Annotated in this window: 22 protein-coding genes and 1 CRISPR repeat array; of the genes, 7 read left to right on the plus strand and 15 right to left on the minus strand. The window is 50.3% G+C overall.

Going from position 1 to position 25,215, the window contains the following annotated elements:
* The first annotated feature begins 3 nt into the window (after nucleotides 1-3).
* A CRISPR array of direct repeats spans nucleotides 4-1,892; the repeat unit is 28 nt; unit sequence TTTCTAAGCCGCCTACGTGGCGGTGAAC.
* 128 nt (nucleotides 1,893-2,020) lie between these two features.
* The 13 genes from cas6f to AC4GL5_RS05950 form a co-directional block, all read right to left on the minus strand.
* Nucleotides 2,021-2,653 carry a type I-F CRISPR-associated endoribonuclease Cas6/Csy4 gene (gene cas6f / locus AC4GL5_RS05890; RefSeq protein ID WP_490381865.1) on the minus strand — a complete coding sequence of 211 codons (633 nt, stop codon included), beginning with the start codon at nucleotides 2,651-2,653 and terminating at the stop codon, nucleotides 2,021-2,023.
* Between the two features lie 9 nt (nucleotides 2,654-2,662).
* The gene (csy3, locus tag AC4GL5_RS05895; RefSeq protein ID WP_490381866.1) at nucleotides 2,663-3,688 is read right to left on the minus strand and encodes a type I-F CRISPR-associated protein Csy3; all 1,026 of its coding nucleotides are present in this window, start codon (nucleotides 3,686-3,688) and stop codon (nucleotides 2,663-2,665) included.
* A 30-nt stretch (nucleotides 3,689-3,718) separates the two neighbouring features.
* Nucleotides 3,719-4,666 carry a type I-F CRISPR-associated protein Csy2 gene (gene csy2, locus AC4GL5_RS05900; RefSeq protein ID WP_490381867.1) on the minus strand — a complete coding sequence of 316 codons (948 nt, stop codon included), beginning with the start codon at nucleotides 4,664-4,666 and terminating at the stop codon, nucleotides 3,719-3,721.
* Nucleotides 4,663-5,955 (minus strand): type I-F CRISPR-associated protein Csy1, encoded by a 1,293-nt coding sequence (locus tag AC4GL5_RS05905; protein ID WP_490381868.1) that lies wholly within the window; start codon nucleotides 5,953-5,955, stop codon nucleotides 4,663-4,665. The genes csy2 and AC4GL5_RS05905 overlap by 4 nt, the downstream gene beginning before the upstream one ends.
* 25 nt (nucleotides 5,956-5,980) lie before the next feature.
* Nucleotides 5,981-9,370 carry a type I-F CRISPR-associated helicase Cas3f gene (gene cas3f / locus AC4GL5_RS05910; RefSeq protein ID WP_490381869.1) on the minus strand — a complete coding sequence of 1,130 codons (3,390 nt, stop codon included), beginning with the start codon at nucleotides 9,368-9,370 and terminating at the stop codon, nucleotides 5,981-5,983.
* A 58-nt stretch (nucleotides 9,371-9,428) separates the two neighbouring features.
* A complete protein-coding gene (gene cas1f / locus AC4GL5_RS05915) occupies nucleotides 9,429-10,406 on the minus strand; it encodes a type I-F CRISPR-associated endonuclease Cas1f (protein WP_490381870.1) in 978 nt (325 codons plus the stop codon).
* A gap of 243 nt (nucleotides 10,407-10,649) precedes the next feature.
* Complete coding sequence (locus tag AC4GL5_RS05920) at nucleotides 10,650-11,096, minus strand: YcgN family cysteine cluster protein (RefSeq protein ID WP_490381871.1); 447 nt, start codon at nucleotides 11,094-11,096, stop codon at nucleotides 10,650-10,652.
* A gap of 2 nt (nucleotides 11,097-11,098) precedes the next feature.
* Nucleotides 11,099-11,386 (minus strand): YcgL domain-containing protein, encoded by a 288-nt coding sequence (locus tag AC4GL5_RS05925; RefSeq protein WP_490381872.1) that lies wholly within the window; start codon nucleotides 11,384-11,386, stop codon nucleotides 11,099-11,101.
* Nucleotides 11,387-11,471: 85 nt separating this feature from the next.
* Nucleotides 11,472-12,614: a ribonuclease D gene (gene rnd, locus AC4GL5_RS05930; RefSeq protein WP_490381873.1), complete on the minus strand. Its 1,143-nt coding sequence runs from the start codon at nucleotides 12,612-12,614 to the stop codon at nucleotides 11,472-11,474.
* Entirely contained in the window at nucleotides 12,614-13,216 is a 603-nt protein-coding gene (recR, locus tag AC4GL5_RS05935; RefSeq protein ID WP_490381874.1) for a recombination mediator RecR, read from the minus strand. Before recR ends, rnd begins: the two co-directional genes overlap by 1 nt.
* A gap of 120 nt (nucleotides 13,217-13,336) precedes the next feature.
* On the minus strand, nucleotides 13,337-13,663 hold the full coding sequence (locus AC4GL5_RS05940) for a YbaB/EbfC family nucleoid-associated protein (protein WP_490381875.1): 327 nt from the start codon (nucleotides 13,661-13,663) through the stop codon (nucleotides 13,337-13,339).
* Nucleotides 13,664-13,758: 95 nt separating this feature from the next.
* A complete protein-coding gene (gene dnaX, locus AC4GL5_RS05945) occupies nucleotides 13,759-16,182 on the minus strand; it encodes a DNA polymerase III subunit gamma/tau (RefSeq protein ID WP_490381876.1) in 2,424 nt (807 codons plus the stop codon).
* A 158-nt stretch (nucleotides 16,183-16,340) separates the two neighbouring features.
* A complete protein-coding gene (locus AC4GL5_RS05950) occupies nucleotides 16,341-17,261 on the minus strand; it encodes a mechanosensitive ion channel domain-containing protein (protein ID WP_490381877.1) in 921 nt (306 codons plus the stop codon).
* A 162-nt stretch (nucleotides 17,262-17,423) separates the two neighbouring features.
* Here AC4GL5_RS05950 and AC4GL5_RS05955 point away from each other — a divergent pair, with 162 nt between their 5' ends.
* Nucleotides 17,424-18,944: a diguanylate cyclase domain-containing protein gene (locus AC4GL5_RS05955; RefSeq protein ID WP_490381878.1), complete on the plus strand. Its 1,521-nt coding sequence runs from the start codon at nucleotides 17,424-17,426 to the stop codon at nucleotides 18,942-18,944.
* 24 nt (nucleotides 18,945-18,968) lie between these two features.
* On the opposite strand, the gene alkB is transcribed toward AC4GL5_RS05955, so the two are convergent.
* On the minus strand, nucleotides 18,969-19,658 hold the full coding sequence (gene alkB / locus AC4GL5_RS05960; RefSeq protein WP_490381879.1) for a DNA oxidative demethylase AlkB: 690 nt from the start codon (nucleotides 19,656-19,658) through the stop codon (nucleotides 18,969-18,971).
* 181 nt (nucleotides 19,659-19,839) lie between these two features.
* Here alkB and AC4GL5_RS05965 point away from each other — a divergent pair, with 181 nt between their 5' ends.
* The 6 genes from AC4GL5_RS05965 (at nucleotide 19,840) to AC4GL5_RS05990 (ending at nucleotide 24,002) form a co-directional block, all read left to right on the plus strand.
* Entirely contained in the window at nucleotides 19,840-20,424 is a 585-nt protein-coding gene (locus tag AC4GL5_RS05965; RefSeq protein WP_490381880.1) for a cytochrome b/b6 domain-containing protein, read from the plus strand.
* Nucleotides 20,408-20,908: a DUF1924 domain-containing protein gene (locus AC4GL5_RS05970; RefSeq protein ID WP_490381881.1), complete on the plus strand. Its 501-nt coding sequence runs from the start codon at nucleotides 20,408-20,410 to the stop codon at nucleotides 20,906-20,908. Before AC4GL5_RS05965 ends, AC4GL5_RS05970 begins: the two co-directional genes overlap by 17 nt.
* A 27-nt stretch (nucleotides 20,909-20,935) precedes the next feature.
* A complete protein-coding gene (locus AC4GL5_RS05975; RefSeq protein WP_490381882.1) occupies nucleotides 20,936-21,532 on the plus strand; it encodes a hypothetical protein in 597 nt (198 codons plus the stop codon).
* A gap of 70 nt (nucleotides 21,533-21,602) precedes the next feature.
* A complete protein-coding gene (locus AC4GL5_RS05980) occupies nucleotides 21,603-21,869 on the plus strand; it encodes a PepSY domain-containing protein (protein WP_490381883.1) in 267 nt (88 codons plus the stop codon).
* A gap of 82 nt (nucleotides 21,870-21,951) precedes the next feature.
* Entirely contained in the window at nucleotides 21,952-22,656 is a 705-nt protein-coding gene (locus AC4GL5_RS05985) for a response regulator transcription factor (RefSeq protein WP_490381884.1), read from the plus strand.
* Complete coding sequence (locus AC4GL5_RS05990) at nucleotides 22,656-24,002, plus strand: sensor histidine kinase (protein WP_490381885.1); 1,347 nt, start codon at nucleotides 22,656-22,658, stop codon at nucleotides 24,000-24,002. Before AC4GL5_RS05985 ends, AC4GL5_RS05990 begins: the two co-directional genes overlap by 1 nt.
* Before the next feature lie 130 nt (nucleotides 24,003-24,132).
* Here the strand turns inward: AC4GL5_RS05990 and AC4GL5_RS05995 are convergent, their stop codons facing one another.
* Nucleotides 24,133-25,176: an OmpA family protein gene (locus AC4GL5_RS05995; protein ID WP_490381886.1), complete on the minus strand. Its 1,044-nt coding sequence runs from the start codon at nucleotides 25,174-25,176 to the stop codon at nucleotides 24,133-24,135.
* Nucleotides 25,177-25,215: the final 39 nt, after the last annotated feature.

A 25,215-nucleotide genomic window follows, 5' to 3' on the forward strand; every position in this document is an offset into this window, starting at 1 on the left:
ACATTTCTAAGCCGCCTACGTGGCGGTGAACTGCGCAAATCAAAAAGAATATTTGCGCCGATTTTTCTAAGCCGCCTACGTGGCGGTGAACAGTCCGGACTGCACTCATCATTCACAAGCTGCTTTCTAAGCCGCCTACGTGGCGGTGAACGGTGCGAACTGATGTAGACACGCTCTGAGACTTTTCTAAGCCGCCTACGTGGCGGTGAACTACTTGATCAGGAACGGGGCGAAGTGTTCAACTTTCTAAGCCGCCTACGTGGCGGTGAACTTGTTAGCATCTACAAAGAGGTTCCGCAAATATTTCTAAGCCGCCTACGTGGCGGTGAACACACCGAATGCGTTCAGATTTGAAATTGGATCTTTCTAAGCCGCCTACGTGGCGGTGAACCGAGGGGTCGTCAGTTGGGTCTAAATAGTCGGTTTCTAAGCCGCCTACGTGGCGGTGAACGATGACAGCGCTTTTGATTATGCGCAGGGTAGTTTCTAAGCCGCCTACGTGGCGGTGAACCTAGCAGGGAGGCAGATCTGAATAGTCGGTTTTTTCTAAGCCGCCTACGTGGCGGTGAACAAGCTGACCGGGGTCTTCGGTATCTTTACCCATTTTCTAAGCCGCCTACGTGGCGGTGAACACGGAGCCGCCGTTGATATCGACAACATAAGCTTTCTAAGCCGCCTACGTGGCGGTGAACGACACGGCGGTCAATCACCTCGGCAGGCAAGATTTCTAAGCCGCCTACGTGGCGGTGAACCAGGCATTACAAATTATGTAATGCGTTTGATGTTTCTAAGCCGCCTACGTGGCGGTGAACCGCTTCTTTCGCTCTGCCAGCGTCAGAGACGATTTCTAAGCCGCCTACGTGGCGGTGAACGATAGTCAATATGTAGCGTAATCAAGCTTGAATTTCTAAGCCGCCTACGTGGCGGTGAACTTCGTTGTTTTAATGGCCTTGTTGAATGGTCTTTTCTAAGCCGCCTACGTGGCGGTGAACCGAACCTCGTTGGTTTCAATCTGTGATCTAACTTTCTAAGCCGCCTACGTGGCGGTGAACATGTTGGTGATGGCGGCTCTGGAGATGGTGTTTTTCTAAGCCGCCTACGTGGCGGTGAACTCAGATCTGCTGAACTGCGAGGCTAGCAGGGATTTCTAAGCCGCCTACGTGGCGGTGAACGGAGGTATTGAGAGAGTAACGCGACGAGTGGATTTCTAAGCCGCCTACGTGGCGGTGAACTAACGAGCGTAATAATACGAGGATTTTTGAGCTTTCTAAGCCGCCTACGTGGCGGTGAACTCAGATCTGCTGAACTGCGAGGCTAGCAGGGATTTCTAAGCCGCCTACGTGGCGGTGAACTCATTAGACATTTGCTCACATATTGACGAATGTTTCTAAGCCGCCTACGTGGCGGTGAACATATCGAGTAATGAATAATTACCGTGAAAAAATTTCTAAGCCGCCTACGTGGCGGTGAACCTCATGCGACAAAAAACCGATACCCTCCGAAATTTCTAAGCCGCCTACGTGGCGGTGAACTCAAGGGATAATTTAGTCGAAGCTGTTCTATATTTCTAAGCCGCCTACGTGGCGGTGAACGCGGCTAAACAGATCGGCTTTAACTCAGTAAATTTCTAAGCCGCCTACGTGGCGGTGAACGCCAGAAGATCAGCGATGAGATCTCTGTTTCATTTCTAAGCCGCCTACGTGGCGGTGAACTATGCTGCGGTTGTTGTCTGCCGTAGATGTAATTTCTAAGCCGCCTACGTGGCGGTGAACTGGCTCAAACGGTACATCTAATACGTCTTACATTTCTAAGCCGCCTACGTGGCGGTGAACGATTGTTAGCCTTGGCTAATGCCGCCATTGGATTTCTAAGCCGCCTACGTGGCGGTGAACAGTAAAAAATAACGACAAAAAAGCGTTACAACAAGGACTTAAACAAAAATACCAAAAAATACCTTTATTCTGCCCTGTGTTGTAACACTTTGATTTTACATTCCTTTTTAAAGAGCCATATTTTTAGGTTAAAAGTCCGGTACGGTGGCTGCTTCGCTACCCCCTACTGCGCTCAGCCCGTAGCAGTTAAAAAGCCCCGCTTTGGCTTCTGCTGCTTCGATCCGCTGTATAAACAGCGGGAAGGGTGCAGCCTGCTCCGAGTTTGCGGCCTTGGTCTGCTGGCTGTACATCCGGATAAAGGGCAATTTGCATTGCGCTTTCGGTTTGGTTTTAGCCAGCTCATGCAGGCACTCCTCTAGCGGTTTACCGGATTTTTTCGCCCATAATTCCGCTTTGGACTGCATATCTTTTTCGATACGGGCCTGCCCCTTCACCTGCTGGCGTACAAAGGCAACCTGAGTCGCACCCTCCGGCACAGACTGAATCGATTTAAGGTGCGTGTAATCCTCAAACCGGGCCAGAAACCCGGCCAGATTCAGTTTTTCCAACTGGTTTTTCTCGCCAGCCAGTACCCGCAGCTTGTTACCCAGCGGGAAGCCTTTACTGCCATAGCCGGGAAAGCTGACCGCGATGGCACTGTGCCAGTCATCCACTTTTTGCTCCACCAGTGCGATATGCACCTGCTGGTAGATTTTCTGCCAGAGAAAACCCAAAGCGATATCGCCATCCGGTAGCAGGGTAATGTCCTGAAAATACTTCATGACGGCTCCCTACTTATCACTCTCGCCAAAGACACCACCGCGTACCAGTACTGCCATAACGTAGTGCTCATCTTCAACATTAGGCAGGGCTTCGCCACGCGCCCATTTGTCAAAATGGGTGTAAAAATCCTGCTTCTCTTTGGGTGTGCGGAAGGCGGTACCCAGATTGGTGACCGCGCCATAAGGCTCAATGGCGATAGGCCCGGCAGAGGCGGTTTCATCGTCAAAAGCGGGATACCAGGTATCAATAGTGCGCAGGGCGTTGCCGATTTTCTGCGAGTGCATGGCGGCATGATCGTTCACCTGATACAGCACTTTGCTCTTTTTACCCTTGCCTTTATCCATAATCAGTTCTTCAGACGGGTACACTTCCTGTGCTTTACCAACCTGAGCATAGGTGATGATTTCCAGTAACAGGCAGCCATCAGCAGCAGACAGTGCCTGTGCAATTTTGTCACTCAGCTCAGTGATCTGAGCGTCACCATAATCAAAGTGACGGGTGCTGTAGGCGGTGGCATCAAAGGTCCAACTGGCCTGCTGATCTTTATTCAACACGTTAACCTGAACCTCAATCTGCTCAGCACCCACGCGGTTACGCCACAGAAAACGGGCGTTGGCGATGTTGATCGCATAACGGCGGGCCAGCTCTTTAAAACCCTCTTTTTCGATATAGGCTTTTGCCGCCTGCTGGTAACCAGCTTTAAAAGCCGCATTGTTACAGGCAGATGGGGTTTCGACACCACCCAGCACTTTCAGGGTGAAATAGTGTTTCAGGGTGTCCTGATCGGTAGCCAGCGCGCAGGCATCCACCGTTTGCAGGTTGGGCTTTTCCACTTCCGCATCCAGCTTGGCCGGATCATTTTTAATCGCCGATTTCAGACGGTTGGAGATGGTGCCGCGTACCGATTTTTCCTGCAGTGCCAGCGAGGTAAACTCTTCTTTTTTAGCCCAGGTGGTGCCGTAAAAATAACCATCGGACGGTACCAGTTTTTTCTCAAACGCCAGTACAGACGCTGTATCTTTTGCTTTAGCCATGTTGTTTCTCCGTTTCTTCCTTAATCCGGCTTAGTGGAAGCCATCGTTATCAATTTCTTCGGTTGAGGTCTGCGCCTGCTGGCACAAATACAGATTCTTTTCGCTATCGGTGTGGTACCGCCACAGCACTTCATCCAGCTGTGTAATCCGGTGTGCCATACGAAACTCCCCCAGGGTGACCACACTTTCTGCAAACCGGTGCGGGGTGTCCGGATCACGCTGGTTTTTTGCCTGTCCCAGCTCACTGATGCCCTGAAAGCCGGTGGCTATAGGTACAATCCAGCCCGGTTTCTGCCCCTCGATATCGGTTTTACGCTGGCTACGCCAGCTGATTGCACCGTCGTCATCTTCTGTGCAGGTGTGATGTACAGTCAGGTAGTCCAGCAGGGCATCCAGTGCGTCCTGCCCCTGCTCCATGCCGTGCCGCATCAGCTCACGCCGTTCGATCAGTGCAAAACCCGGCATTAAAGCGCGCATCAGTTTTTTCTGCGCCTTTTCATCACTGTCATCAATCACCGGCAACAGAGGGGTTTTAAAGTGCTGCAGATCGCCTCCGGCGATTTTCATCCGCATCAGATGCTGGCTGATAACCTCAGGAACATCCGGCAGTAACAGCGCATCCTCGGTGGCTTGATCCGCCTGATATTCGATCAGCAAAGACACATCCAGATGACAGCGCGCGTCTTCAATAAAAGCGGAACGATTACCGTCTTTATCCAGAGGGTTTGCAGTGGCGATAATGGAATGCACAAAATCCCCCGGCCCTTGGTACGTCTGCAGATCACAGCGATGACTGATAACCGCAGTGCCGGTAAATTTCAGGCTGGGGTAACCCTTGACATTTAACTTGCGCTGCAAGGCATGGGCAAAACCCATAAAGGCGGTCACCGCAGGAAAGCCGATGGTAAAAGGGCTGGAAAGCGCATTGGCGTTATGCACTTTGAGGTGCGGCAACACCAGTAAACGGCGGATACTCATAACAGTGCCTCTCTGTTCTGTTCAATAATGTCGGTCACACGCCGTAGCTGGTCATCCCCCAGAATCAGTGCTGATTTGCCCAGCACTTTTTTATAACTGGCATTGAAATGCCGGGCGGCTTCCGTTACTACCTCATCCAGCCAATCACGGGGTTCGCTTCTGTCCTGTTCATTTTCCGGAAACAACCAGAGCTTCTGATAAGCCGGTAACGCCTCAGGGCGGGCATGAGGCTGTTCAGCAAACCCTTGCCGGGCCTGCCACATTTTAAGAATCAGCTGATCCAGATACTGCTCGGCCCGGTAATCCAGCCCACGGCGGATATTAATATCGTTATGATCCGCGCTGACCAGACGATGGAAGGCCTGAAAGATCTCTTGCTGGGATTTTGCATAGAGCATATCGCTGAAAAAATTCCGACGGGGTAAGCGGATATACTGGGCGTTCAGCTCCGGTGGTACAGACATCAACAGATGCGCTTTACCGGCATTCTGGTTGTTCAGCACACTGATATTCTGCGGCTTGGTGCCCCCATAGCCGATGGTGGTGAGGTTGTAGATCTCCTGATAACCCTCAGCACAAGACTGGTTATTTTTGCGTAGCTCGCGCCGGGCTTTGGTTTCCTCTGAAAAACGCAGTTTATCCAACCGCTTACGCAGCTCAAACAGATGCCCGGAATGGCTGAGCACCGAAAGCAGATGATAGTCGCCTGCCCCTTGTTCTACCGGGAAATAAACCTGTTTGATTTTGGAACTGGTAATGGCTTCATCAGAAAGCGCCCCGCGCTTGATAGATAAGAGCTGCATTATTATATCGAGGGCTGTTTCACCGAAGCCAGAAAGCAATTCAGAAACCAAATCTGTTTGTTCTTCAAGATGTTCAATGAGTGGCACACCATCATTCATCTTAAGACGCAGGAAGTCTTCGACATCAAGTTCTCCTGCATTACCAACTGAATCAAGTTGCGTTGAAAAAGCCACATTCCCTGTTTTTAGCAAACCATCATTTTCTTTGACTCCCTCAAAAATTACAGGCGTCACATAGGTAGCGTTTGCTAAATTCTTTTTACCAACACCGGTACTCGGATGGCTAAATTTGCTTGGATGCGTTGCTAATGCCCGGCTATGAATACGCCCTGCAGCATTAGGCAGCCAGTTTTTCAGAGCGAAAACCTCGCCGCATTCCAGTTTTTTATCTCTGACCTCATCCTCAGTCATACCGGCTTTCAGATTTTTCTTAAGCCAGGCTTCTTTGCGTTCTGCAAAGAAGGCTTCAATTGCCGGATCTGTCATCCTGCTCTCCTTTTATCCCTGTACTTTAATCGGCTTTTACCAAACCCAACTGATCGTTATAACGATAGCGGTTGCCGTCCTTATAAAAACTCAAACTTAATTCACCCAGTCGCTGCGATGTATACTCCGGGTCTTCATCCTGATGCTGTCTGTACTGCATTATCAGCGCCTCATAATCCCGAACCAGCCAGAGCCGTTGCTGCAGTTGATCCGGCAGCGGCTGATGTTCAATTCCCATACTTTTCTCAATATGAACCCAACCTGTACGCGGGTCATAGACCTTAAAAACCGGACCGGATTTTTCATCCAGCACCCGATACAGATTCAGGCTGGGCGCACTGTCACGGAAGCGATGAAACTGCTGCGGCAAAGCGGTCAGCCACCAGTAATCATCGGTGTATCCCCAGAGTACTTCCGGGCTGAGGCCATGATTATCCTTAGCCTCACCGGTAAGGTAGTGGCAGCCCAGGGTTCGGCTAATGGAAAAATGCTCCAATGCCGCAAGTCTTTTGGAAGGTGGCGCGGAATCTTTCTGAATACGCGGCACCGCATCCACGCTTTTTGTGATGCTCTTGAGATCCAGAACATCATCCATAGATCTTGAGGGCGCTAACTGCCATTTGCCCTGCTCGTACCCCGGCCGACTGAAAACATCTTTTTTCTCGCCACGATACCCTTTCAGGTTAAATTGCAGCAGCGCCATATTGGGCAGTTCATTATCCGGTTCTCCCCGGTGGCGACGCACCCGTCCGGCAAGCTGAATAATGGATCGGTAGGATGACGGCTCCACCACCGCCCAATCGAAATCGTGGTCGCGCCCCACCTCCTCTACGGGAGTTGTCACCAGAATAAAGATCAGATTTTTGCTGCCGCAACTGTCCAGATGCTGCCGGATCTCCGGCTGATAAAATGCGCCGTGTTCAGGATCATTAACCGGATGTTTGCGCTTCAGCACCCTATCCAGATGCTGCTCTTGGGCATGACGCAGCAGTAAAACCTGCTGACTGTGGTAGGCCATAACCCGCACTTCGGTATCTTCCGGCCAGCCTGCTGCCAACAGATATTCGGTAAGTTCAACACAGGGTTTGATATTGGCGCAGCGCACTACACCAAAAGAAACCTGACAGCCGCTTTTATCATCCCGGACAAAGTGCTGCCGATGTTTGCCCAGAACTCCCTGCTGCACAGTGTAGAAAAACAGCTTGTCTGCACTATCGGCTTCGGTTTTTTCCGGCAGGGGTAAAATCTCGGCCCGACGCTTTACAGGTTCCTGTTTCAGTTTGGCAATACGCTTGGCAACAAAACTTTCATGGGCGGTCTGATAGTGCTGAAAAGCATTTTCGCTCTGACCAATAGTCACCAGCTCGGTTTTAAATTCATCAGTCCAGCCCGCTGCTATCTGGCTGTTTTGCCCACGACTGGCAGCAAAAACAGCCCAGCCTTTCTGATAGGCGGTGAAATAGCCCAGCGCCAGATCCGGTGGAATAGTGGCAGATGAGATCATCACCTTACACCCCAGCATACCCGCCAGATGAATCAGCCGACCGATAGCCACCAGATCCGATCCGGTAAAATCATCAATCTCATCAATCACCAGATCCGATGACATCAGGCGCAGGCTGGGCAGAATATAACGCCCACCACGGGTGGTTTCCGTCGCCCCCATAATATGATCGATGGTGCAGGCCAGTACCGGGGCATAAAGCAAAGCGCGGTCTTTCTGACGGGTCAGCACTGTGGTCAGCTCTTCTTCCGGCAACAGGTTTTGCCAATATGCCTCGCCTGCAACCTCTTCCTGAAGATCCAGCAAAGGCTCCAGAGATTCGGAACCCAAGGCTTCTTCAGCGCTATCCCTGTCTTCTTTTTCCTTGGGCTCCTGCGCGCCCTGATGCAGCTCCAGCACGGCTTTTGAGCCGATCAGTACGGCCAGCTCCTCTTCCTTGAGGCCAACACGCTCCCGGTATTCATCGCCGGTCTGCAGGGTCAGGGTTCTCAAGCCCAGAGCGAGAATAAAACGCAGGCTTTGCTGATCGTCCGACAAGGCCTGCATAATTTTGGCATTAGCCAGCGTTTTGCCGCGCCCGGTGCTGGCCATATTAACGATAAAATAACCGCTTACACCGTCATCGGTTTCCTTTCGGTAATCCTTAAGTGCCGTTACGGCTTTATCCTGCCAGCCAAACTGTTTTTTCAGCTCCGGTGATAACTCTTTTTGCGGTGCAAGCCTGGCCACATCCTGCGCCAGCGGCAGCTCTGTTTCAAAATCCGGCAACAGACGGCAAACATCAACACCGGCCTTAGCAACACCAATCAAATGCTCATCCAGCTTCTGCTTCAGTTGCAGCTGGTTGTGCTGATCCCGCCCGGTATTGGCATACAGAGCCAGAGGCGAAACCCAGTCTTTATTATTGTCCTGCGAAGAGTAGAAGTGATCGCCCAGCATCAGGCACAGCCGGGCGTGGTGGGCGATGGTTCGCCAGCTGCCATCGCAGACAGCGGCAGCAAACAGCGGTAACTGCTCGTGCAACTGGCGGGCGCGGTGGCTCAACTCCGTCAGCCATTGTGTCGATTCGCTGAGCAGGCCATGCGGAAACTCAAAACAATCCGGTTTGCGTTGCAGAAATTCAGCATCATCAAAGCGGTTTTCATAACCCCATTGAGCACCGATGCGCGCCAGTAACTGCTGAGGCGTGTTGTTGGACCGGTTAATAAACTGAGCCAAATCATCATTATTCTGAACCTTGGGTAGTCGGTGGTGAGACAACACCAGCCAAAGCACGAGACAGGCAGCATCCGGCAGTTCTGTAAATGGCTGATCCCGCTCTTTTTGCTGCAGCACCGCTGCTTTTAACCGACCTTCATCCAGCTGTTTATCGATCAGAGGTGCCAACCAGCTTTGATCTTCTGCCGGATTCTCTCCGCTCTGAATCAGCGACATCAGCAGCAATGACGAGATCCACTCGTGACGTAACGGGTCACCTCTGAATGTGTCTTTTGACTGCGGATTCAATTTGTCCTGAAACAGCTTGGTGGCTTTACCCCAGTCATGCAGCAGCGCAGCCAATCCGGTAAAGGTTTTAATAAGTGGCAGGTAACGCCAGTTGTCAGGCGCATCGCTACTGGGAAGATCCTGTTCTGTACGATTCACAGGCACGATGCCCTCGCTGTTAAATTTCTTTCTATTACCCACCACCCAAAGCAATTGGCTTCTCGACCGTGACCGTATCCAATGGCAACTGACGGCAGTGCTTTTACTGGCAGTCTGGCGCAGCATTTTTTTGACAGTCAGCAAGCCATCTTCAGTAATCAGCGTTTGCCAGGTGTTATCGCCGATGCGGTTGGCAAAGGCGTCCAGCACACGCCGGGTTCTGGGCAGGGCTTTCTTTTCACATTGAGAGACAAAAGTGACCATCATAAGCCGCACCTCTTATCTAATTGTCGCGCTAAAGCACGACCTACACGGGAGACAGCCATCATAGGTTCTTCCCCTCTATCTCCTCAGCGCTCATATCCTGCAGGGCGACTGACTTGACGCTATCGAACATAAAATCCAGCGCTTTATGATCGGTAAAGGCCTGCAGCACCTGCTGACGAAATTCCTGTTCTGTGGCGCTCTCTTTGGCACAGATAAAGGCCCAGGGCAGTACAAGGGCGTCTTTAATTAGGTCGGCTACATCAAACACCAAAGCGCCCCGACGGGTTTTACCATGCATAACGGCAAAGCCATGAGGGATACCCAGCACCCACAAACAGCAGGCGGCAAGGCCATAAGCCAGATAGTTACCGTGATTCAGAAAAGCGTTGGCTTTGTCTTGGGCCTGATGCTGACGGGAAAAGTTACTCTGCTGGGTATTATTCGCGGCATGTTTGTAGAGCACCTTGGTCAGCTGCGCTTCGGTTAACAGCAGATCAGCGGATTTGGTTGCACTGTAGGTGCGCGTATGAAAGGTGGCCAGTGCTTTTTCGATGGCACTGCCACGGGTATCGAAACCTTCCAGCTTCAGATCCCGGTCTTTTTGCCAAACGCGCTGCAAGTAATCAATTCGCGCATTCTGAAACTGCTTGGCAGCAGCCAGGCGCTTAGCATCATCAAACCAGAACTGCATCCAGCCCTGCAGGTATTCGGTAGGGCGATATTCACTTTGTGGCGTCAGCCACTCTACTTCACAGGCCATATAGAGCGGTGTACCACCGCCGCCACAAAAGCCAACTAGAACCCCGGCCTGGGCCAACATACGTATGGCAGCCTGAGTGATCGAGGTGCCGTTACCTAACAGCAGTACCGTGGTATTGGCGATGGGAATATTAAAGTAGAGGTTTTCTTTACTGGCTTCGGTGAGATAGAGCACACGGCCATCTTTCTGCATCACCCGGCAATACTCCAGATAATACAGATTGGCACGTTTCGAATGCAGAATCGCTTTCAGATCTGATGGTGAGAAATCATCCATAATACATATTCCTGCTTAAACTCATCCCTACATGGAAGTAAAACCCTTCCATTACAATCGAAATTCCTTGCAAAATAATCATCCAAACAAAAATGCCCCTAATAAAAAAACATTCACGATACTGCTTTTTTCATAGCAGGTATCTTAGTCAAAAGCGTAATCTCCATGAAAAAGCCAAAAAAAACGCCATCTTATTGAATAAGATGGCGTTTTTTAAACGACAAAAGGATCAGTCGGTAGCGATTACTCTACCCAATTAATAATGTGCCACTCCAGATCTTCCTGCAGGACGACATGTTCACTGATCGCGCGGCCTTTAATGCTTTGGCGGGCTTTATGGATACTTTTAGGATCTCCGGTGATCAGATGATGCCATTCAGGCAGGGGCTTTCCCTCTTTGACCAGCCGATAAGCACAGGTTTTGGGTAGCCAGACAAATTCATCAATATCCGCGATACTCAATTCAACACAATCAGGAACAAGTGCTTTGCGGTTAGGGTAGTCATTACAACGACATTGGGTAATATCCAGCTGTTTGCAGGCTACCTCGGTGTAATAAACCCTGTCATCATCTTCATCCATCAGTTTATGTAGGCAGCACTTCCCGCACCCGTCGCACAGAGATTCCCACTCGTCATGGCTCATCTCCATCAGACTTTTCTGTTCCCAAAAGTGTCCCGCGTTGCTCATTCTCAGTATTTGCCTTCGGTTGGGGCCTTATATAAATCCAGCAGATAATCCTCTTTTTGAGGTGGCATTTGCAGGTAAAAGCCTTTCTCACGAATCTCCCGTAAAACATCTTCAGCTTTAGCCCGTGCCAGATCTTTATCTTCACGGATAAGCATCGTCATAACAGCCTTGGGTTTACCAAAGACTTCCAGCAACGACTCGGGGACACGTTTGAATCCTTCTTTTTTATCCACATAAAGGTACATCTCATCTTTACGCGGGCTTTTGAATACTTCGCAGATCACTTTCACAGTTTTATCTCGTTATTTCTATATGCGTTTTGTACGTAATTTGTCTCTTTAGATAAAAGACAGGCAATCCGGCTCTATAGAATAATTAGCGACTTCTTAATTTATCTAACAGGTCAATCAGCGGCTGCCCGATGATCGCTTCTCGCCAGCCCTTCCATTCGTCAGGGATATAATTCAGCTCACCCCGAATAGCGCGGTTGAGCACCTGTTCAAGCTGCCGTTTCTTTACCAGAAGCTCAGGAGGCAGGTTATTTGCCTCTGCGGCCTCCCGAACAGTTTTCTTCATCGCCTTAGACCATTCGCGGTAGGGATGCCCAATCGGAGAGGGTAATGATGCCGGCCACATCGCCTGAGCGCGGTTACGGGCAATATCGACCAGCTCCAGAATATCATCACCATCTTTCTTGATGGTGCCGTGGCGTATGCCTTCGATACGGGATAACTCCATACGGTTTGCCGGAAGCTTCATGGCGATCAGCCATAGCAGGTTGTCGGATACTAAGCGGCCGCGGGGGATATTACGTTCCCGAACTTCCTGTTCGCGCCAGGCAGCCAGTACCTGAAGCACGGCAAGCTGCTCCTGATTCAGCTTCCAGGCCTGTTTAACCCGCAGGAAATAAAACTCGTCATCAGGGGCCTGTTCAGCAAGGCGAACAATCTGAGCGCACTCCTCAAGACACCACGTCATGCGATGCTGTTCGTTCAGTTTCTGTTCTATCTTCGGCCAGATCTGGTAGAGGTAGAAAACATCAGCTGCCGCGTAGGCGCATTGACTGTCGGTTAGGGGGCGTTGTAACCAGTCGGAACGGGTTTCTTCTTTCTGCAGGGTAATATCCAGCCAGTTTTCCACCATGCGCTGATAACCGACTGAAAGCGTTTCCCCAAGAAAAGCCAAAGCAACCTGAGTATCCATCATGGGCTTAGGCAGTGTTCCTGTCAGCTTGGCGAAGACATCCAGATCCTCAGAACAAGCGTGTAACACTTTCAGAACGGTCTCTGACCCAAGCACGGCCCGGAAAGGGTCCCAATCACTGATTTTCAGTGGATCAATCAGCCAGCAGCCCTGATCATCCTGAACCTGTATTAAAGCAGCTTTGGGATAGAAGGTATCAACACGGATAAACTCAGTATCAAGCGCCAATACGTCACAGGTCAGCCAGTGAGCCGAACACGCCTTCAGGCGTGCATCGGAGTCTATAAAACGGTACTCAATTGTATTTTCGGTCATTATTTCGCCATAGGTAACCGGCCGGCCATAGCACGGCTCAGGGTTCCGCCATCAATATATTCCAGCTCACCGCCCACAGGAATTCCATGGGCCAGACGGGTTACGGTTACCGGTAAATGTTGCAGCATTTCAGAAATGTAATGTGCGGTAGCTTCGCCTTCTACCGTGGGGTTGGTTGCCAGAATGACTTCCTGAACCTGATCCCGACGTACTTTTTCTTCCAACAGATCAAGACCCAGCGCATCCGGTCCGATGCCATCGATCGGTGACAGATGCCCGGTCAGGACAAAATAACGTCCACTAAAACCACCGGCTTGCTCCATGGCAATCTGGTCGGCGGGCGTTTCCACCACACACAATAAGCTCGCGTCACGTCGCTCGCTGCGGCATAACCCACAGACAGGTTCTTCGGTCAGGGTTCTGCATTCCTGGCACTGGCCAACATGTTCTAATGAGCGCTCCAGTGTTTCTGCCAGCCGAAAGCCACCTTCTCGCTCTCGTTCAAGCAAGTGCAACGCCATGCGTTGCGCTGATTTGGGGCCAACACCCGGTAAGCAGCGCAATGCGGTGATCAGTTCTTCAACCAGAGGGCTGAAAGCCATAAAAGATCCTTAATCAGGCTAAGTGTCTGTTTGTTCTATTGACGAAGATCGACAGGACTGTTTTTTTCAAAAACAGTCTATTCATCAAAAAGCCGCTCAACAGCGGCTTTTTTGATCCATTCAGAATGGCATTTTAAAGCCCGGAGGCATTTGCATACCGCCGGTGATCTCAGACATTTTTGCCTGAGTATTTTCCTCAACACGGCGAACGGCATCGTTGACTGCAGCGGCCAGCAGATCTTCAAGCATCTCTTTGTCTTCGCTCATCAGGCTGTCATCAATGGATACAGCGCTAACATCATGGCGGCCATTCATGGTCACTTTAACCATGCCCGCACCCGCTTCACCGGTAACCGTCTCATTCGCCGCTTCTTCCTGCAGTTTCTGCATTTTTTCCTGCATCTCCTGCGCCTGCTTCATCAGGTTTCCCATTCCACCTTTAAACATTGCTTTATCCTCAACTCATTACAATTTTACGTCGGTAAACACGATCTCAAATTTACCGTCTATATCTTTCTGTCTTCTTAAATTTGGTTAACAGTTTAGATCAAAGGTTCAACTGATGCGCTCAAGACCTCTGCACCAAACGCCTGCTTAAGCCCCTGAATGACGGGGTCAGACTCAAAAAGAGCTTCCGCCTGACGTTGGCGGGTCTCTTTGAGGGCGGCTTCATAGTCTTCCGGAGTATCTAAATCTGTGCTGAACGATGCAATTTCAATGATCAGCGTATCATTGAACAGGGTTTGAATACTTTTCTGCCAGCTGGCTTCACGCTCCGGTGTCAGAAAATTCTCGGTGACAGCCTTCAGAGCAAATTTAAGTAGATTGCCTTCCCGCGCGATCAGCGCTGCATTTTTGGCCAGCGACCGATCAAGTCCTTTCAGAGGCAGATGCGCAAAAGCCTGCAGCCAATCCTGATTGGTATTCAGCTGATCGGGACAAGGTCCGACCAGGGGTGTAATTTGTGCTTCGTTTGCTTCGGGTAGTCTGGCATCCCGTAGTACAGGGGCTTGTCTGGACTGTTCCGACACGGGCTCTGGCATCATATTCTGATAACCCGTATCCATAGTTTGCCCGGCGAACCCGGGCTGGCCGGAGTAGGACTCAGGCGCAGCATTCATCTCAGCCTGATCGTACCCACTGTGAGGTGGGTGCGCTGACTCATCATAGGCCGGGGGGGCCTGGTCAGGATAAGGGCTCGGGTGGTGATAAACGCCCTGATCATTATTATCGGGAGCTGACGGAGTATGAGGCGAATTGTCTGCCAAGGCTTGGGGCTGTTCCGGAATAACCGGTTGTTCTTCCCACGGCGGCAGATCTGCCGGGGTACTCGGCGCAGCATTCTGCAGAGCAACCTCTGGTTCAGGGGTCGCTTTACCCGATGCCGGAGAATCAACGCGTGCCTCAGCCTGGGCAACTTTTTCAGCACTGGCGGTCGGGAATTGAATCGTTCTCAACCCACCACCCAATGAGGCTCTGGCATTCTGAACCGTTGAACCGGCTTCAGGCGGTGTCACCTGGGGTTGCTGAACCACCGATGACTCCGGCCCTGTTTCAGCAGGGGTCACTGAAGCATCCTGCTGAGCAGATCTTGGCACCGGCGGAGAAAACTTCACCAACTGCGGTTCATCAGCTGCAGGCTGGGAAGCATGAGCTGGTGGGGACTGATCAATCGGCTGAGCGCCATCATGGCCCTGTGATGCTGTTAACTCATTATTGACCGGTTCCGGGTCATGAGGTTGATGGCTTAATTCAGGCTCAACTAACGCTTTTTTTTTAGCCTCGCCACTTTCAGAGGGTGCGACTGAGGCTTGAACAGTCCCCTGGCTTTCTATGGGAGCCGCCTGACTGGGCAGAGGGTTTCCATTTTCACTGGGTACTCCTTGCGGAGCAAAAGCCACCATACGGATCAGCGCCATTTCAAAACCAGTACGGGCATCCGGTGCCAGCGGCAGATCTTCCTGACTTTTAATGGCGATCTGATAATACAGCTGCACATCTTCTGCCGTTAGTCGCGCAGCCTGCGCCAGCACTTGTTCACGGTCACCCTGGGCATTATCAACCGCATCCGGCAATACCTGCGCCACGGCCATACGATGCAGGTAGAGCGCCATATCAGAGAGAATGGTTTCAAAATCAGCGGCCTGTTCAGACAGGCGGACCACTTCAGTCAGAAGCGCCTTGGCATCACGGCTTACCAGATGATCAATCAAAGCCCCCACATGACGATGATCCACCAGCCCCAGCATCTCACTGACCTGAGCCGCCTCAATATTGCCCTGACCGTAAGCAATTGCCTGATCGGTCAGACTGAGCGCATCGCGCATACTGCCGTCAGCGGCACGCCCGAGAAGCCAGAGAGCCGCATCTTCAAATGGAATCTGCTCCTGGGTCAGAACATTGCTCAGATGCTCAACCACACGCTCCGGTGGCATATTCTTCAGATTAAACTGCAGGCAGCGTGACAAAACGGTCACCGGAAGTTTTTGAGGATCTGTCGTCGCCAGCAGAAATTTAACGTGCGGTGGTGGTTCTTCCAGCGTTTTAAGCAGTGCATTAAAACTATGCGTAGACAGCATGTGCACTTCATCGATCAGGTAAACCTTGTAGCGACCACGGGACGGCGCGTACTGCACGTTGTCCAGCAGCTCGCGCGTATCCTCTACCTTCGTTCGGGAGGCCGCATCCACCTCAATCAGATCAACAAAGCGTCCCTCGTCAATTTCGCGACAACTGGTACATTCGCCACAGGGACGGGAGGTCACTCCGGTTTCACAGTTAAGGCACTTAGCGATAATTCGTGCGATGGTTGTTTTGCCAACCCCCCGGGTACCGGTAAACAGATAAGCATGATGCAAACGGTCGTTATCCAGCGCACTGACCAGTGCTTTACGCACATGATCCTGCCCGACAAGCTCATGGAAATTTTTAGGACGCCACTTTCGGGCCAGTACCTGATAACTCATATTAACCAGTCTGCTGATAGAAAATTTCGGGAAAACCCAGTTCGAAACACCGCATTAGCGGCACAATTTTAAGTCGGCATTGTACACTAAATGTTGATTCCGGTGTTGCACTTCTTCACGCCCGAGCCACGGCTAAAACCAGCTAACCTCTTGCCGAATCAATCTTTTTTGTGTCGTACACGGCGCGCGGGATGGCTCTCACTGACCACCACTTCCGGTACCTCATCCAAATGCTGATCGGGCCCGTAAAACTCATCCATTTTATGAGTAACGCTGTACCAGTAATCCAGAAAATCCTCCGTGATCTCTTCCTCGATACGGGTGGCTTCCTGCGTAGGACAGAAGATGGTGACCACAAAAACATTGCGGGCTGTTTCATTCGTTGCAACACGGACCTTCAGATCGGATACGCTCAACGCGATGCCAAGGCGTTTTTCGATGAGTGTACTGTAGCGATCAGCAACTTCCTTGAAGGGGCTGCAATACTCCCGCACCAGATCTTCAAGGTACAGTCGTGCATCACGTACACTAATGGCGTCTGCTTCGCGAACAATACTAAAACTGTGAGCGACATAGCGGCGCATAAAGTTGAGGTTCTGAATCACACCCGTGCTGAATTTGTAGTTTGGAATCACAAGACTCCGCCCCGTGTAGGAGTAACTCATGCCTTCAACATCTACCTCCAGCAGCGTTGTTGTCAGCCAGTCGCTGCGCACCACTTCACCATAGTGTTCACCGACCTTGATCCAGTCGCCAATGCTAAAGGCCCGGCTACTGGCGATATAAAGAGCCCCCAGAAAACACTGGATCTGCTCACGGGTTGCAACAACCAGAGCAACGGCAAACGCAGCAATAGATAGTGCAACAAAACGCAATTCACTTAACCAAATAATGACCAGCCCCACAATAATGACCAGACTGGTGATGTTAGTAATGGTGTTGGTCCAACGACGATGCTGATTTTCCTCATCTTTAACCACACGCTTTACGAAGCGAACCGACAACCAACGCAATACCAGACAGGTACAAACAAAGGCTATGGAAATAATCCACTGGTTGTCATTCACGATATCTTTCATAGCAGCCTCAAATGATGAATAATGAATAAATCTTAAAATCGACAATAACTCATTAAAAGATTAATAAAGCTTGGATCTTTTATTGGGCTTAGGCCATCTGTTAGGGACATTCAGGGTATCACTATGCTTTTAGTGAAGCGCTATTTTACCGGGGTTCTATCCTTGGCTTTATTGATTTTCTCGGTATCGGCTCCTGCCGACGAGTTTGATCAGTTCTTCGATAAACACGCGGTTGTCATGTTACTGATCGAACCTGAAACCGGAAAAATCTATAAAGCTAATCAGGCCGCTTCAGATTATTATGGCTATAGCCACCGTAAGCTAAATCAGATGCGCATCCAGCAGATTAACGCTCTCTCCCCTGAAGCGGTGGCCGCTGAAAGAGAGTTGGCTCGCAAAGAAAACCGCAACTATTTTATTTTCCGTCATCGCCTGGCGGATGGGTCGATCCGGACCGTCGAAGTTTCCTCTATACCGATTACTCTGAATCAGCGGAATTACCTCTTCTCAATCGTCACCGATGTCAACGATCTGCGCGCTGCAGAAGACAGCCTTTGGCATTATCAGAACCGATTGGAACAAATGGTAGATCGACAGCTGAGTTATTTACGCTCTCAGGACACATTCATTTATACACTTCTGGCTATCGCGCTGACGTCTCTTTTTGTCACTGTAGTGAGCCTGTCTTATATGCTCTACCGGAAACGTAAAACATCTGCTCGCCTGCAACGGGAAAAATCCCGTTTGGATGACATTATCTGGGGAACCAACGCGGGCACCTGGGAAAGAGATTTTCAGTCCAACAGAATCGAGATCAATCACCGATGGGCAGACATTATCGGGTTTCAATCACAGGATCTTGAACCCCTTTTCCAATCAGATCTAGAGCCGATGATTCATCCCGATGATTTAACAGAAATGCAGCGACAGCTCAATCAACACCTCACCGGTAAATTGGATTATTATCAATGCGAATACCGCATGCGGCACCAGCGGGGGCACTGGGTCTGGGTTCTGGATCGCGGAAGAATTGTACAAAGAGACAGGTCCGGAAACCCTATCCGTTTATGCGGTATCCTGCAGGATATTTCCAGCGCCAAACGAGCACATCTGCAACTGGAACATATGGCGCATCATGACCAGCTAACCCAATTGGCCAACCGCGCATTGTTTTACGATCGCCTCAACCACGCTATCGCCTCTGCAAAACGATATCCAACACAATTTGCGGTGATGTTTATCGATCTTGACGGCTTTAAAGCCGTTAATGATGATTATGGTCATCATATAGGCGACGCTTTGCTCGCCGAGGTTGCCCGTCGACTTCAGGCCACTATTCGGGAGTCTGACACCTGCGCCCGTATGGGCGGAGACGAATTCGCTCTACTCATCTATCACCTGGATAACGCCAGCTCGGCTGCAGTGGTAGCAGAACATATCCTGCAAAGCATAAGAGCGCCATTCGAGCTTGAGGGACATACCCTGACACAGATCTCCTGCAGTATTGGCATCGCTTTTTATCCGGATCACGAGCCATCATCCGGTAGCGCTCTGGTCCAGCTCGCAGACAACGCCATGTATGCGTCTAAGCGATCCGGCAAAAATAACGTTACTTTTTCAGAGGAGAGCAAAGCTTCAGTCAGTGACGACTCGTCCACGACGACTGCGATGAACAATTCATAGGCGATGAAACGGCATCTGCTCGGTCTACTGGCTGCGCCTGAAGGTCAGGTTATAGCGATAGGGCCCTGTGAGCGGGTGCTGATAACGCTGCAACTTTTTAACCCCATGAAATCGCATCCGGTCAGCACCGCCCCAGACCAACACATCCCCATGCTCCAGAAGAAACTCGCACACAGACTCCTGACGGTTGAAGCCGCCCCAGCGAAATAACACTGGAGCCCCCAGAGAAAAAGAGACGATAGGAGCCGACAGATCTTTCTCATCTCTGTCCTGGTGCAGCCCCATCCCCGCTCCGGAGGCATATCGGTTGATCAGGCAGGCATCTGGATTTAAAACACCGAATCCTGCCAAATCTGAGAACTGATTAGCCCAGCAATACCAGTCAGCCGGCATGGTGGGCCATGGGAGTCCTGTTTCAGGTTCTGCGTCACTATAACGGTAGCCCGAAGTATCCGTTATCCAGCCAAAAGAACCGCAGTTCGTCATTGACGCAGACATGCGCTGACCACCAGGGGTGGTGCGGTGACGAAAAGGGTTTGTGCCTGAAATGCGCTCTATTCCCTGCAGAATATGGGGAGCGTTCGGTTTTAACGCGGCTTTGAAAAGCACCGCATCACGGGACACCTGTATTTTAACGGCATCAAAATTCGGGCTGTTGCTTCTGTTGTATCCGCATAGCCCCTCATCCTGTTGCAGAAAAAGATCCTGCTGCATGACTCGCTCCAATTGCTAAATCTTAAGGCGGAACCCGATTAGACCTGTCGGAATCTTTAAAAACACAAAAACGCCTGAGCTTTAAGTTTAAATTAAGACTGCCTTCGTACACTGAAATTCTAACGGTAAGCAACAGCATTGAATATGTATTGCCCGCCTTTCATCTGATGAGGATTTCACTATGAAAGATAACAGTCATATTAAGGTCTGGGACCCTTTTGTTCGGGTTTTCCACTGGGCACTGGTTCTGCTCTTTATCATCGCCTTTGCCAGCGAAGATGGCCCTGAAAACGTACATATCTTTGCAGGGTATGGCATCAGTATTTTGGTGCTGTTTCGAATCTTCTGGGGAATTACGGGCACCCGCCACGCCCGATTCTCAAGTTTCGCTTATGGGAAAACCGCACTGAAACGCTATCTGAAAAGCCTGATAAGCCGTCATCCTGAACAGTACCTTGGTCACAATCCCGCAGGGGGCTTGATGGTCTTCATTCTGCTGGCCGCACTCCTACTGCAGTGTTTTCTGGGCATGGTCATGATTGCCGGAGATGGCGAAGGCCCTTTTGCCGGAACCTTTCTGAGCATGTTCGGCACCCCGATCATGAAAGAGCTACATGATGCTTTAGGACACGGATTGCTGTTTCTTATTGTGATCCATGTAGGAGGGGTCATTGTCAGCAGTTTACTGCATCGTGAAAATTTGATCGCCGCCATGATCACCGGAAAAAAAATCCGAAGGAAAGCCTCTGATGCAAACAACGCTTAAGAATACTGGCTCAAACGACCTGGGCAAACCAGTTCACCAATACCGCGGGCTACTGACCAAACTTCGGGCCAAAAAGCATTGGCCCACATTATTGCTTGTAATGCTGCTGAGCCTGTCTGCTGCAGCCCAAGCGCAAACAGGGAACCCCGTTGTTGATCGCTTGCTGGAAGAATACCAATCCCAAGGGGCAACAAACTTTAGTGCTGCAAATGGAGGCCGCTTATGGGAACAGAGCTTTGAACACTCTAAAGCTCCAACAGCAAGAAGCTGTACCCAATGCCACGGCAACGATATCCGACAAAGCGGGAAACACATCCGCACTAAGAGAGTGATCACCCCCTTGGCTCCCAGCACAAACCCTGAACGCCTTACCCGCGAAAAAAAGATTCGGAAGTGGCTAAAGCGTAACTGCAAATGGACACTGGGACGGGAATGCAGCTCTCAGGAAAAAGGGGATCTGCTTTTATGGATTCAGACTCAATAACCTTCTCTATCCACAAAGGAGATCACGATGACACGGGATACCACAATGACAAAACTCATGAATAAGTTACGCTGGCCTTTGGGGGGCGCACTGCTGACCGGCGCACTGTTTATTGGTTTAAACGGTTTTGCACAGCAAGCACAGAGTAGCTGGTGGGGTGACGATCACGAAGATGAGTACTACGCCAAAAACACCGACAACCCTACCCATCTTGAAGAGTGCGGAGCTTGTCATATCGCTTATCCGGCACAGCTGCTACCCAAAGCAGCCTGGCAGGAAATCCTCTCAAGCCTCGACAACCATTTTGGTGAAGATGCCAGCATCGACACGGGGATCAGAAGTGAACTGACCAACTTCCTAACCAACAATGCCAGCGATAGTAATAACGCAGGTAAATTCAGGAAGTTTACCCGAGGGATTGATATCCGTAACCCACCAATACAGATCACTGAGTTAAAATACTTTGAGCGCAAACACGATGAGATCAATGACCAGAAAATGGTGATCAACAATCCGGATGTGGGAAGCTTCTCACAATGTCAGGCTTGCCATGAAAAAGCGGAACAGGGCATTTTCGATGAAGACACCGTTAATATTCCAAACTTTGGCCGCTGGGACGATTAAGGCTTTTTTTCGATCCCAAAAGGCGGTTAGCACACTAAGCCTGCTACTTTTCATAGCCTCAGGCGGTGTCATGCTGAACCAGATACAAGAAGCGAAAGCCAGCGACAAACTCTCTGCCAAAGAAGTTTTAGTCTTGATGCAACAGGGAAAAATCCAGCCATTATTAACGCTGCTAGGTCAGCATAACTTTGCAGGAACACTACTTGATGCCGAACTGGAACGGGAACATGGCCACCTGATTTATGAGCTGGAATACCTGAATGACAAGGGAGAAGTCTGGGAATATGAGCTGGATGCGGCCACCGGAGAGATTCTCGAGCAGGAACTGGAAGACTGAGGCGAATACCGTCTTCCAACAAATACAAGCAATACAAGCTATACAAGCACGTTCAATAATGGATTCAGACAAGGGAGAAACGGTGAAAATTCTGCTGATTGAGGATGATCTGGCACTTTGTAACGCACTGGTTCCTGAGCTTCGGCTGGCCGGTTTCGCCGTTGAGCAGGCCCATGACGGTACCGATGGTCTTCACCTTGCTCAGGAAGAGAGTTTTGACGCCATTATCCTGGATCTGGGGCTACCGGAAAAAAATGGCTTAGAGGTTCTTACAACACTGCGACAGCAAGGCGATCTGACACCGGTTGTTATTCTGACAGCCCGGGACACCTGGCATGAACGGGTTGATGGGCTTAAAGCTGGTGCGGATGACTACCTCGGCAAGCCATTTCACAGCGAAGAGCTTATGGCTCGCCTGAATGCGGTCCTCAGGCGGCATCACGGTCAAGCCTGCAACCAGATCAGTGTCGACGATATTGTGCTGGATACCGACACCCGGGAGCTAATCACCGAACAGCAAAAAATTCTGCTGAGCGCCATCGAATTTAAGCTGCTGCGCTATATGATGCTGCACCCGGATCAGGTACTGTCTAAAAACTGTCTGAGCGAACATATCTACGAAGATGACCACCTCAGAGACAGCAATGTTATCGAGGTTTACATCAACAAACTACGCCAGTACCTCGGTAAAAACCGGATCAAAACCCTGCGGGGTCAGGGCTATCAATTGCTGACGGGGCTCACGGGACATCCACAGATGGCTGAGAAAATAGCGGACGGGCATTGATGATTAAGGGGTTCATAAAACACCAGCCTTCAATTGAAAGTGCCCTTCGCTTAAGACTTTTGCTATCTCTGCTGATTGTACTGGGTATTACGTTAGTGCTGATTAATGTTCTTTCCCGAGAGCTTACCCGAAATTACGTAATCAGCCGTTTAGAGCATGACGCCGAAAGTCTGATCGCGGCCCTTGAACCTGACACTCAGGGCAAGCTAACGCTTGAGGCCCTCAGAATACCGGATGTCTACCGCCGGGCTTTCTCAGGTCATTACTATCAAATCACATTACCGGATCAGGTGATTCGTTCACGCTCACTATGGGATCTCGAACTGCCTGCCCACCTGATAAACACAAAACTGATTCCGCCGGATACCTTAATTGACGGTCAGTTACTACTCACGCTGAAAATGGATATCAGGCTGAACAAACAGAAAATATCGATCTGGATTGCTGAGGATATTCATCCTCTTGCCCATGAAACTCAGCGTTTCAATCTGAGTGTTATGTTGTTTCTGTTGACCGCTTTCGCGCTACTCTGGTGGTTACAGGGGAGAAGCCTACGTCACAGCTTTCGTTATTTTGAACAACTCAGACAAAGGATACAGCAGCTGCATCAGGGCAGTGCTGATCGCTCTGGCTTTAGTCCGCCAAGAGAAATTAAGCCGCTGAGTGACGAAATCAATCGCCTTGTCGATCAACTTGGACAGCGGACAATACGCTCCCGAAACGCCCTGGGTAACTTCGCCCATGAACTAAAACGCCCTTTACAGCAGCTGAATATTCAAAAGAAAGAACTGGCCGAAGCGCAACAGGTACCAATAGCAGAGGCCCTCAGTCAGATTCAGTATCTGCTGGACCGAGAACTGAAACGAGCCCGAATTGCAGGCCGATGCCTGCCGGGACAAACATTTTACCCTCTGGAAGATCTGCCACCTCTGATTGAGGTACTTAAACGGATTTACCCCTCTATCACGTTTACCAACAAGATACCCGAGGCTGAAAAACTGGCCGCCGGTATTCATATTGACCGGGACGACCTCTTGGAACTTTTAGGCAATCTGCTGGATAACGCGGCCAAGCACGCCAAAAAAACGGTTGTGCTGGAGCTGCAATACAAGCCCGATCAATCGGCGTCAGATGTTATCTTCACGATTGAGGATGATGGTCCGGGGGTAAGTGAGGATGCTCAACAGCAGCTGACAGAAAGAGGTAATAAACTGGATGAAACGGTGGCAGGTCACGGCTTGGGCTTATCTATTTGCCAGTCCATCTGTCAGAGCTATCAGGGGAAACTGGCGTTCAGCCACTCCACACTTGGCGGCCTTAAGGTCACAGCAGCACTTAAAAGCTGATGCGGCCGGGTTAAACACAACAAAGCTAAGGGCGATAAGCATATAAAGCCCCGAACCCGGTTCGGGGCTTTAGTATTTAAGGCATCTCTTGAAGAGTGAATTCCCTACAGGCATTCACCCTCTCATATAGCTATCGGGTGATATTTTTCATATCAACCGCGTAGATAATCGCTTCGATACGACGGTTGGTGCTGTGCGCCATCTCGTTATCAGCCGGATCAAGCAAGCGGGATTCACCGTAACCTTTACCGGTCACTCGCTCAGGATCTACCTTAAACTCATCAACCAGAACTTTAGCTACTGCCTTGGCACGGGCATCAGAAAGCTTCAGGTTATACTCGAATGAGGCCGGTGCAGAAGTGTGGCCACCGATCTCCACGGCTGTATCCGGGTTTCGCTCCAGAAATTCCGCTACCTTTTTGATCTCCGGATAGTAAGCCGGATCAACGTCCGATGAATCATTCGGGAAAAGTACATTGAGCTGCATCGACACAACAAACTGCTCGGCAATCGTACAGCCATCCTCATTCACCAAATATTGCCTTGGTGTCCCCGGACAAAGATCGAGGCGGTCAATCACACCATCCTTATCCAGATCCGGTTCAGGTACAGAAATAACCACGGTATGAACCGGTTTGTGAGGATTAATAAAGTCCGTTTCGCTGTTGTAGAACTGATAACGGATACCGGCTTTAGTGCCTATATCTGTGAAAGAGGTCTTCATCCCCTGATAAACAGCCCCCTCAGCAAATACCGACCACCGGGATGCCAAAGGAACACTACCACCCAAACCGGCATTAATGACCGAATGACCAACACCAGGGGTTACGCTCTTCAAACCAACAAAAGTGTAAAGATGATTTTTCTCGGTAAACCGGTACATCAGATCAAGCCCCAACCGACGCTCATCCCCTCCACTTGCCAAAGCCGATGCCCGGTCGTAATCCTGCTGCCCCCATTCCAGACGGGCTCCCCAGGTTGGAGAAAACAAAACGCCAATCTCAATCCCCGGACCATTACCACCGTCAATATAGTCGTAATCTGCATCTGTTTTCTTCTTGCTGTCGGTGGTCACCGCTTCATAAAAACCACCCACGTAAACACCTTCCTGAGCCTGAGAGATAACAGGTGCCAGAGCAAAGCCAATTAAAAACAGTAGATTGCCTTTCTTCATTAAAGACCTCTTAATTAGATAAAACAAAAGCGGCATAAA

Source organism: Oceanospirillum sp. (assembly GCF_982874595.1).

What these genes read in the sequence shown, in the direction of transcription:
- AC4GL5_RS05950 (WP_490381877.1), bottom strand. Translation starts at nt 17,261, where the DNA reads ATGAAAGATATCGTGAATGACAACCAGTGGATTATTTCCATAGCCTTT.
- AC4GL5_RS05970 (WP_490381881.1), top strand. Translation starts at nt 20,408, where the DNA reads ATGCAAACAACGCTTAAGAATACTGGCTCAAACGACCTGGGCAAACCA.
- csy3 (WP_490381866.1), bottom strand. Translation starts at nt 3,688, where the DNA reads ATGGCTAAAGCAAAAGATACAGCGTCTGTACTGGCGTTTGAGAAAAAA.
- AC4GL5_RS05920 (WP_490381871.1), bottom strand. Translation starts at nt 11,096, where the DNA reads ATGAGCAACGCGGGACACTTTTGGGAACAGAAAAGTCTGATGGAGATG.
- AC4GL5_RS05965 (WP_490381880.1), top strand. Translation starts at nt 19,840, where the DNA reads ATGAAAGATAACAGTCATATTAAGGTCTGGGACCCTTTTGTTCGGGTT.
- csy2 (WP_490381867.1), bottom strand. Translation starts at nt 4,666, where the DNA reads ATGAGTATCCGCCGTTTACTGGTGTTGCCGCACCTCAAAGTGCATAAC.
- AC4GL5_RS05995 (WP_490381886.1), bottom strand. Translation starts at nt 25,176, where the DNA reads ATGAAGAAAGGCAATCTACTGTTTTTAATTGGCTTTGCTCTGGCACCT.
- AC4GL5_RS05905 (WP_490381868.1), bottom strand. Translation starts at nt 5,955, where the DNA reads ATGACAGATCCGGCAATTGAAGCCTTCTTTGCAGAACGCAAAGAAGCC.
- AC4GL5_RS05940 (WP_490381875.1), bottom strand. Translation starts at nt 13,663, where the DNA reads ATGTTTAAAGGTGGAATGGGAAACCTGATGAAGCAGGCGCAGGAGATG.
- rnd (WP_490381873.1), bottom strand. Translation starts at nt 12,614, where the DNA reads ATGACCGAAAATACAATTGAGTACCGTTTTATAGACTCCGATGCACGC.
- cas6f (WP_490381865.1), bottom strand. Translation starts at nt 2,653, where the DNA reads ATGAAGTATTTTCAGGACATTACCCTGCTACCGGATGGCGATATCGCT.
- dnaX (WP_490381876.1), bottom strand. Translation starts at nt 16,182, where the DNA reads ATGAGTTATCAGGTACTGGCCCGAAAGTGGCGTCCTAAAAATTTCCAT.
- cas3f (WP_490381869.1), bottom strand. Translation starts at nt 9,370, where the DNA reads ATGATGGTCACTTTTGTCTCTCAATGTGAAAAGAAAGCCCTGCCCAGA.
- AC4GL5_RS05990 (WP_490381885.1), top strand. Translation starts at nt 22,656, where the DNA reads ATGATTAAGGGGTTCATAAAACACCAGCCTTCAATTGAAAGTGCCCTT.
- AC4GL5_RS05980 (WP_490381883.1), top strand. Translation starts at nt 21,603, where the DNA reads ATGCTGAACCAGATACAAGAAGCGAAAGCCAGCGACAAACTCTCTGCC.
- alkB (WP_490381879.1), bottom strand. Translation starts at nt 19,658, where the DNA reads ATGCAGCAGGATCTTTTTCTGCAACAGGATGAGGGGCTATGCGGATAC.
- AC4GL5_RS05975 (WP_490381882.1), top strand. Translation starts at nt 20,936, where the DNA reads ATGACACGGGATACCACAATGACAAAACTCATGAATAAGTTACGCTGG.
- recR (WP_490381874.1), bottom strand. Translation starts at nt 13,216, where the DNA reads ATGGCTTTCAGCCCTCTGGTTGAAGAACTGATCACCGCATTGCGCTGC.
- cas1f (WP_490381870.1), bottom strand. Translation starts at nt 10,406, where the DNA reads ATGGATGATTTCTCACCATCAGATCTGAAAGCGATTCTGCATTCGAAA.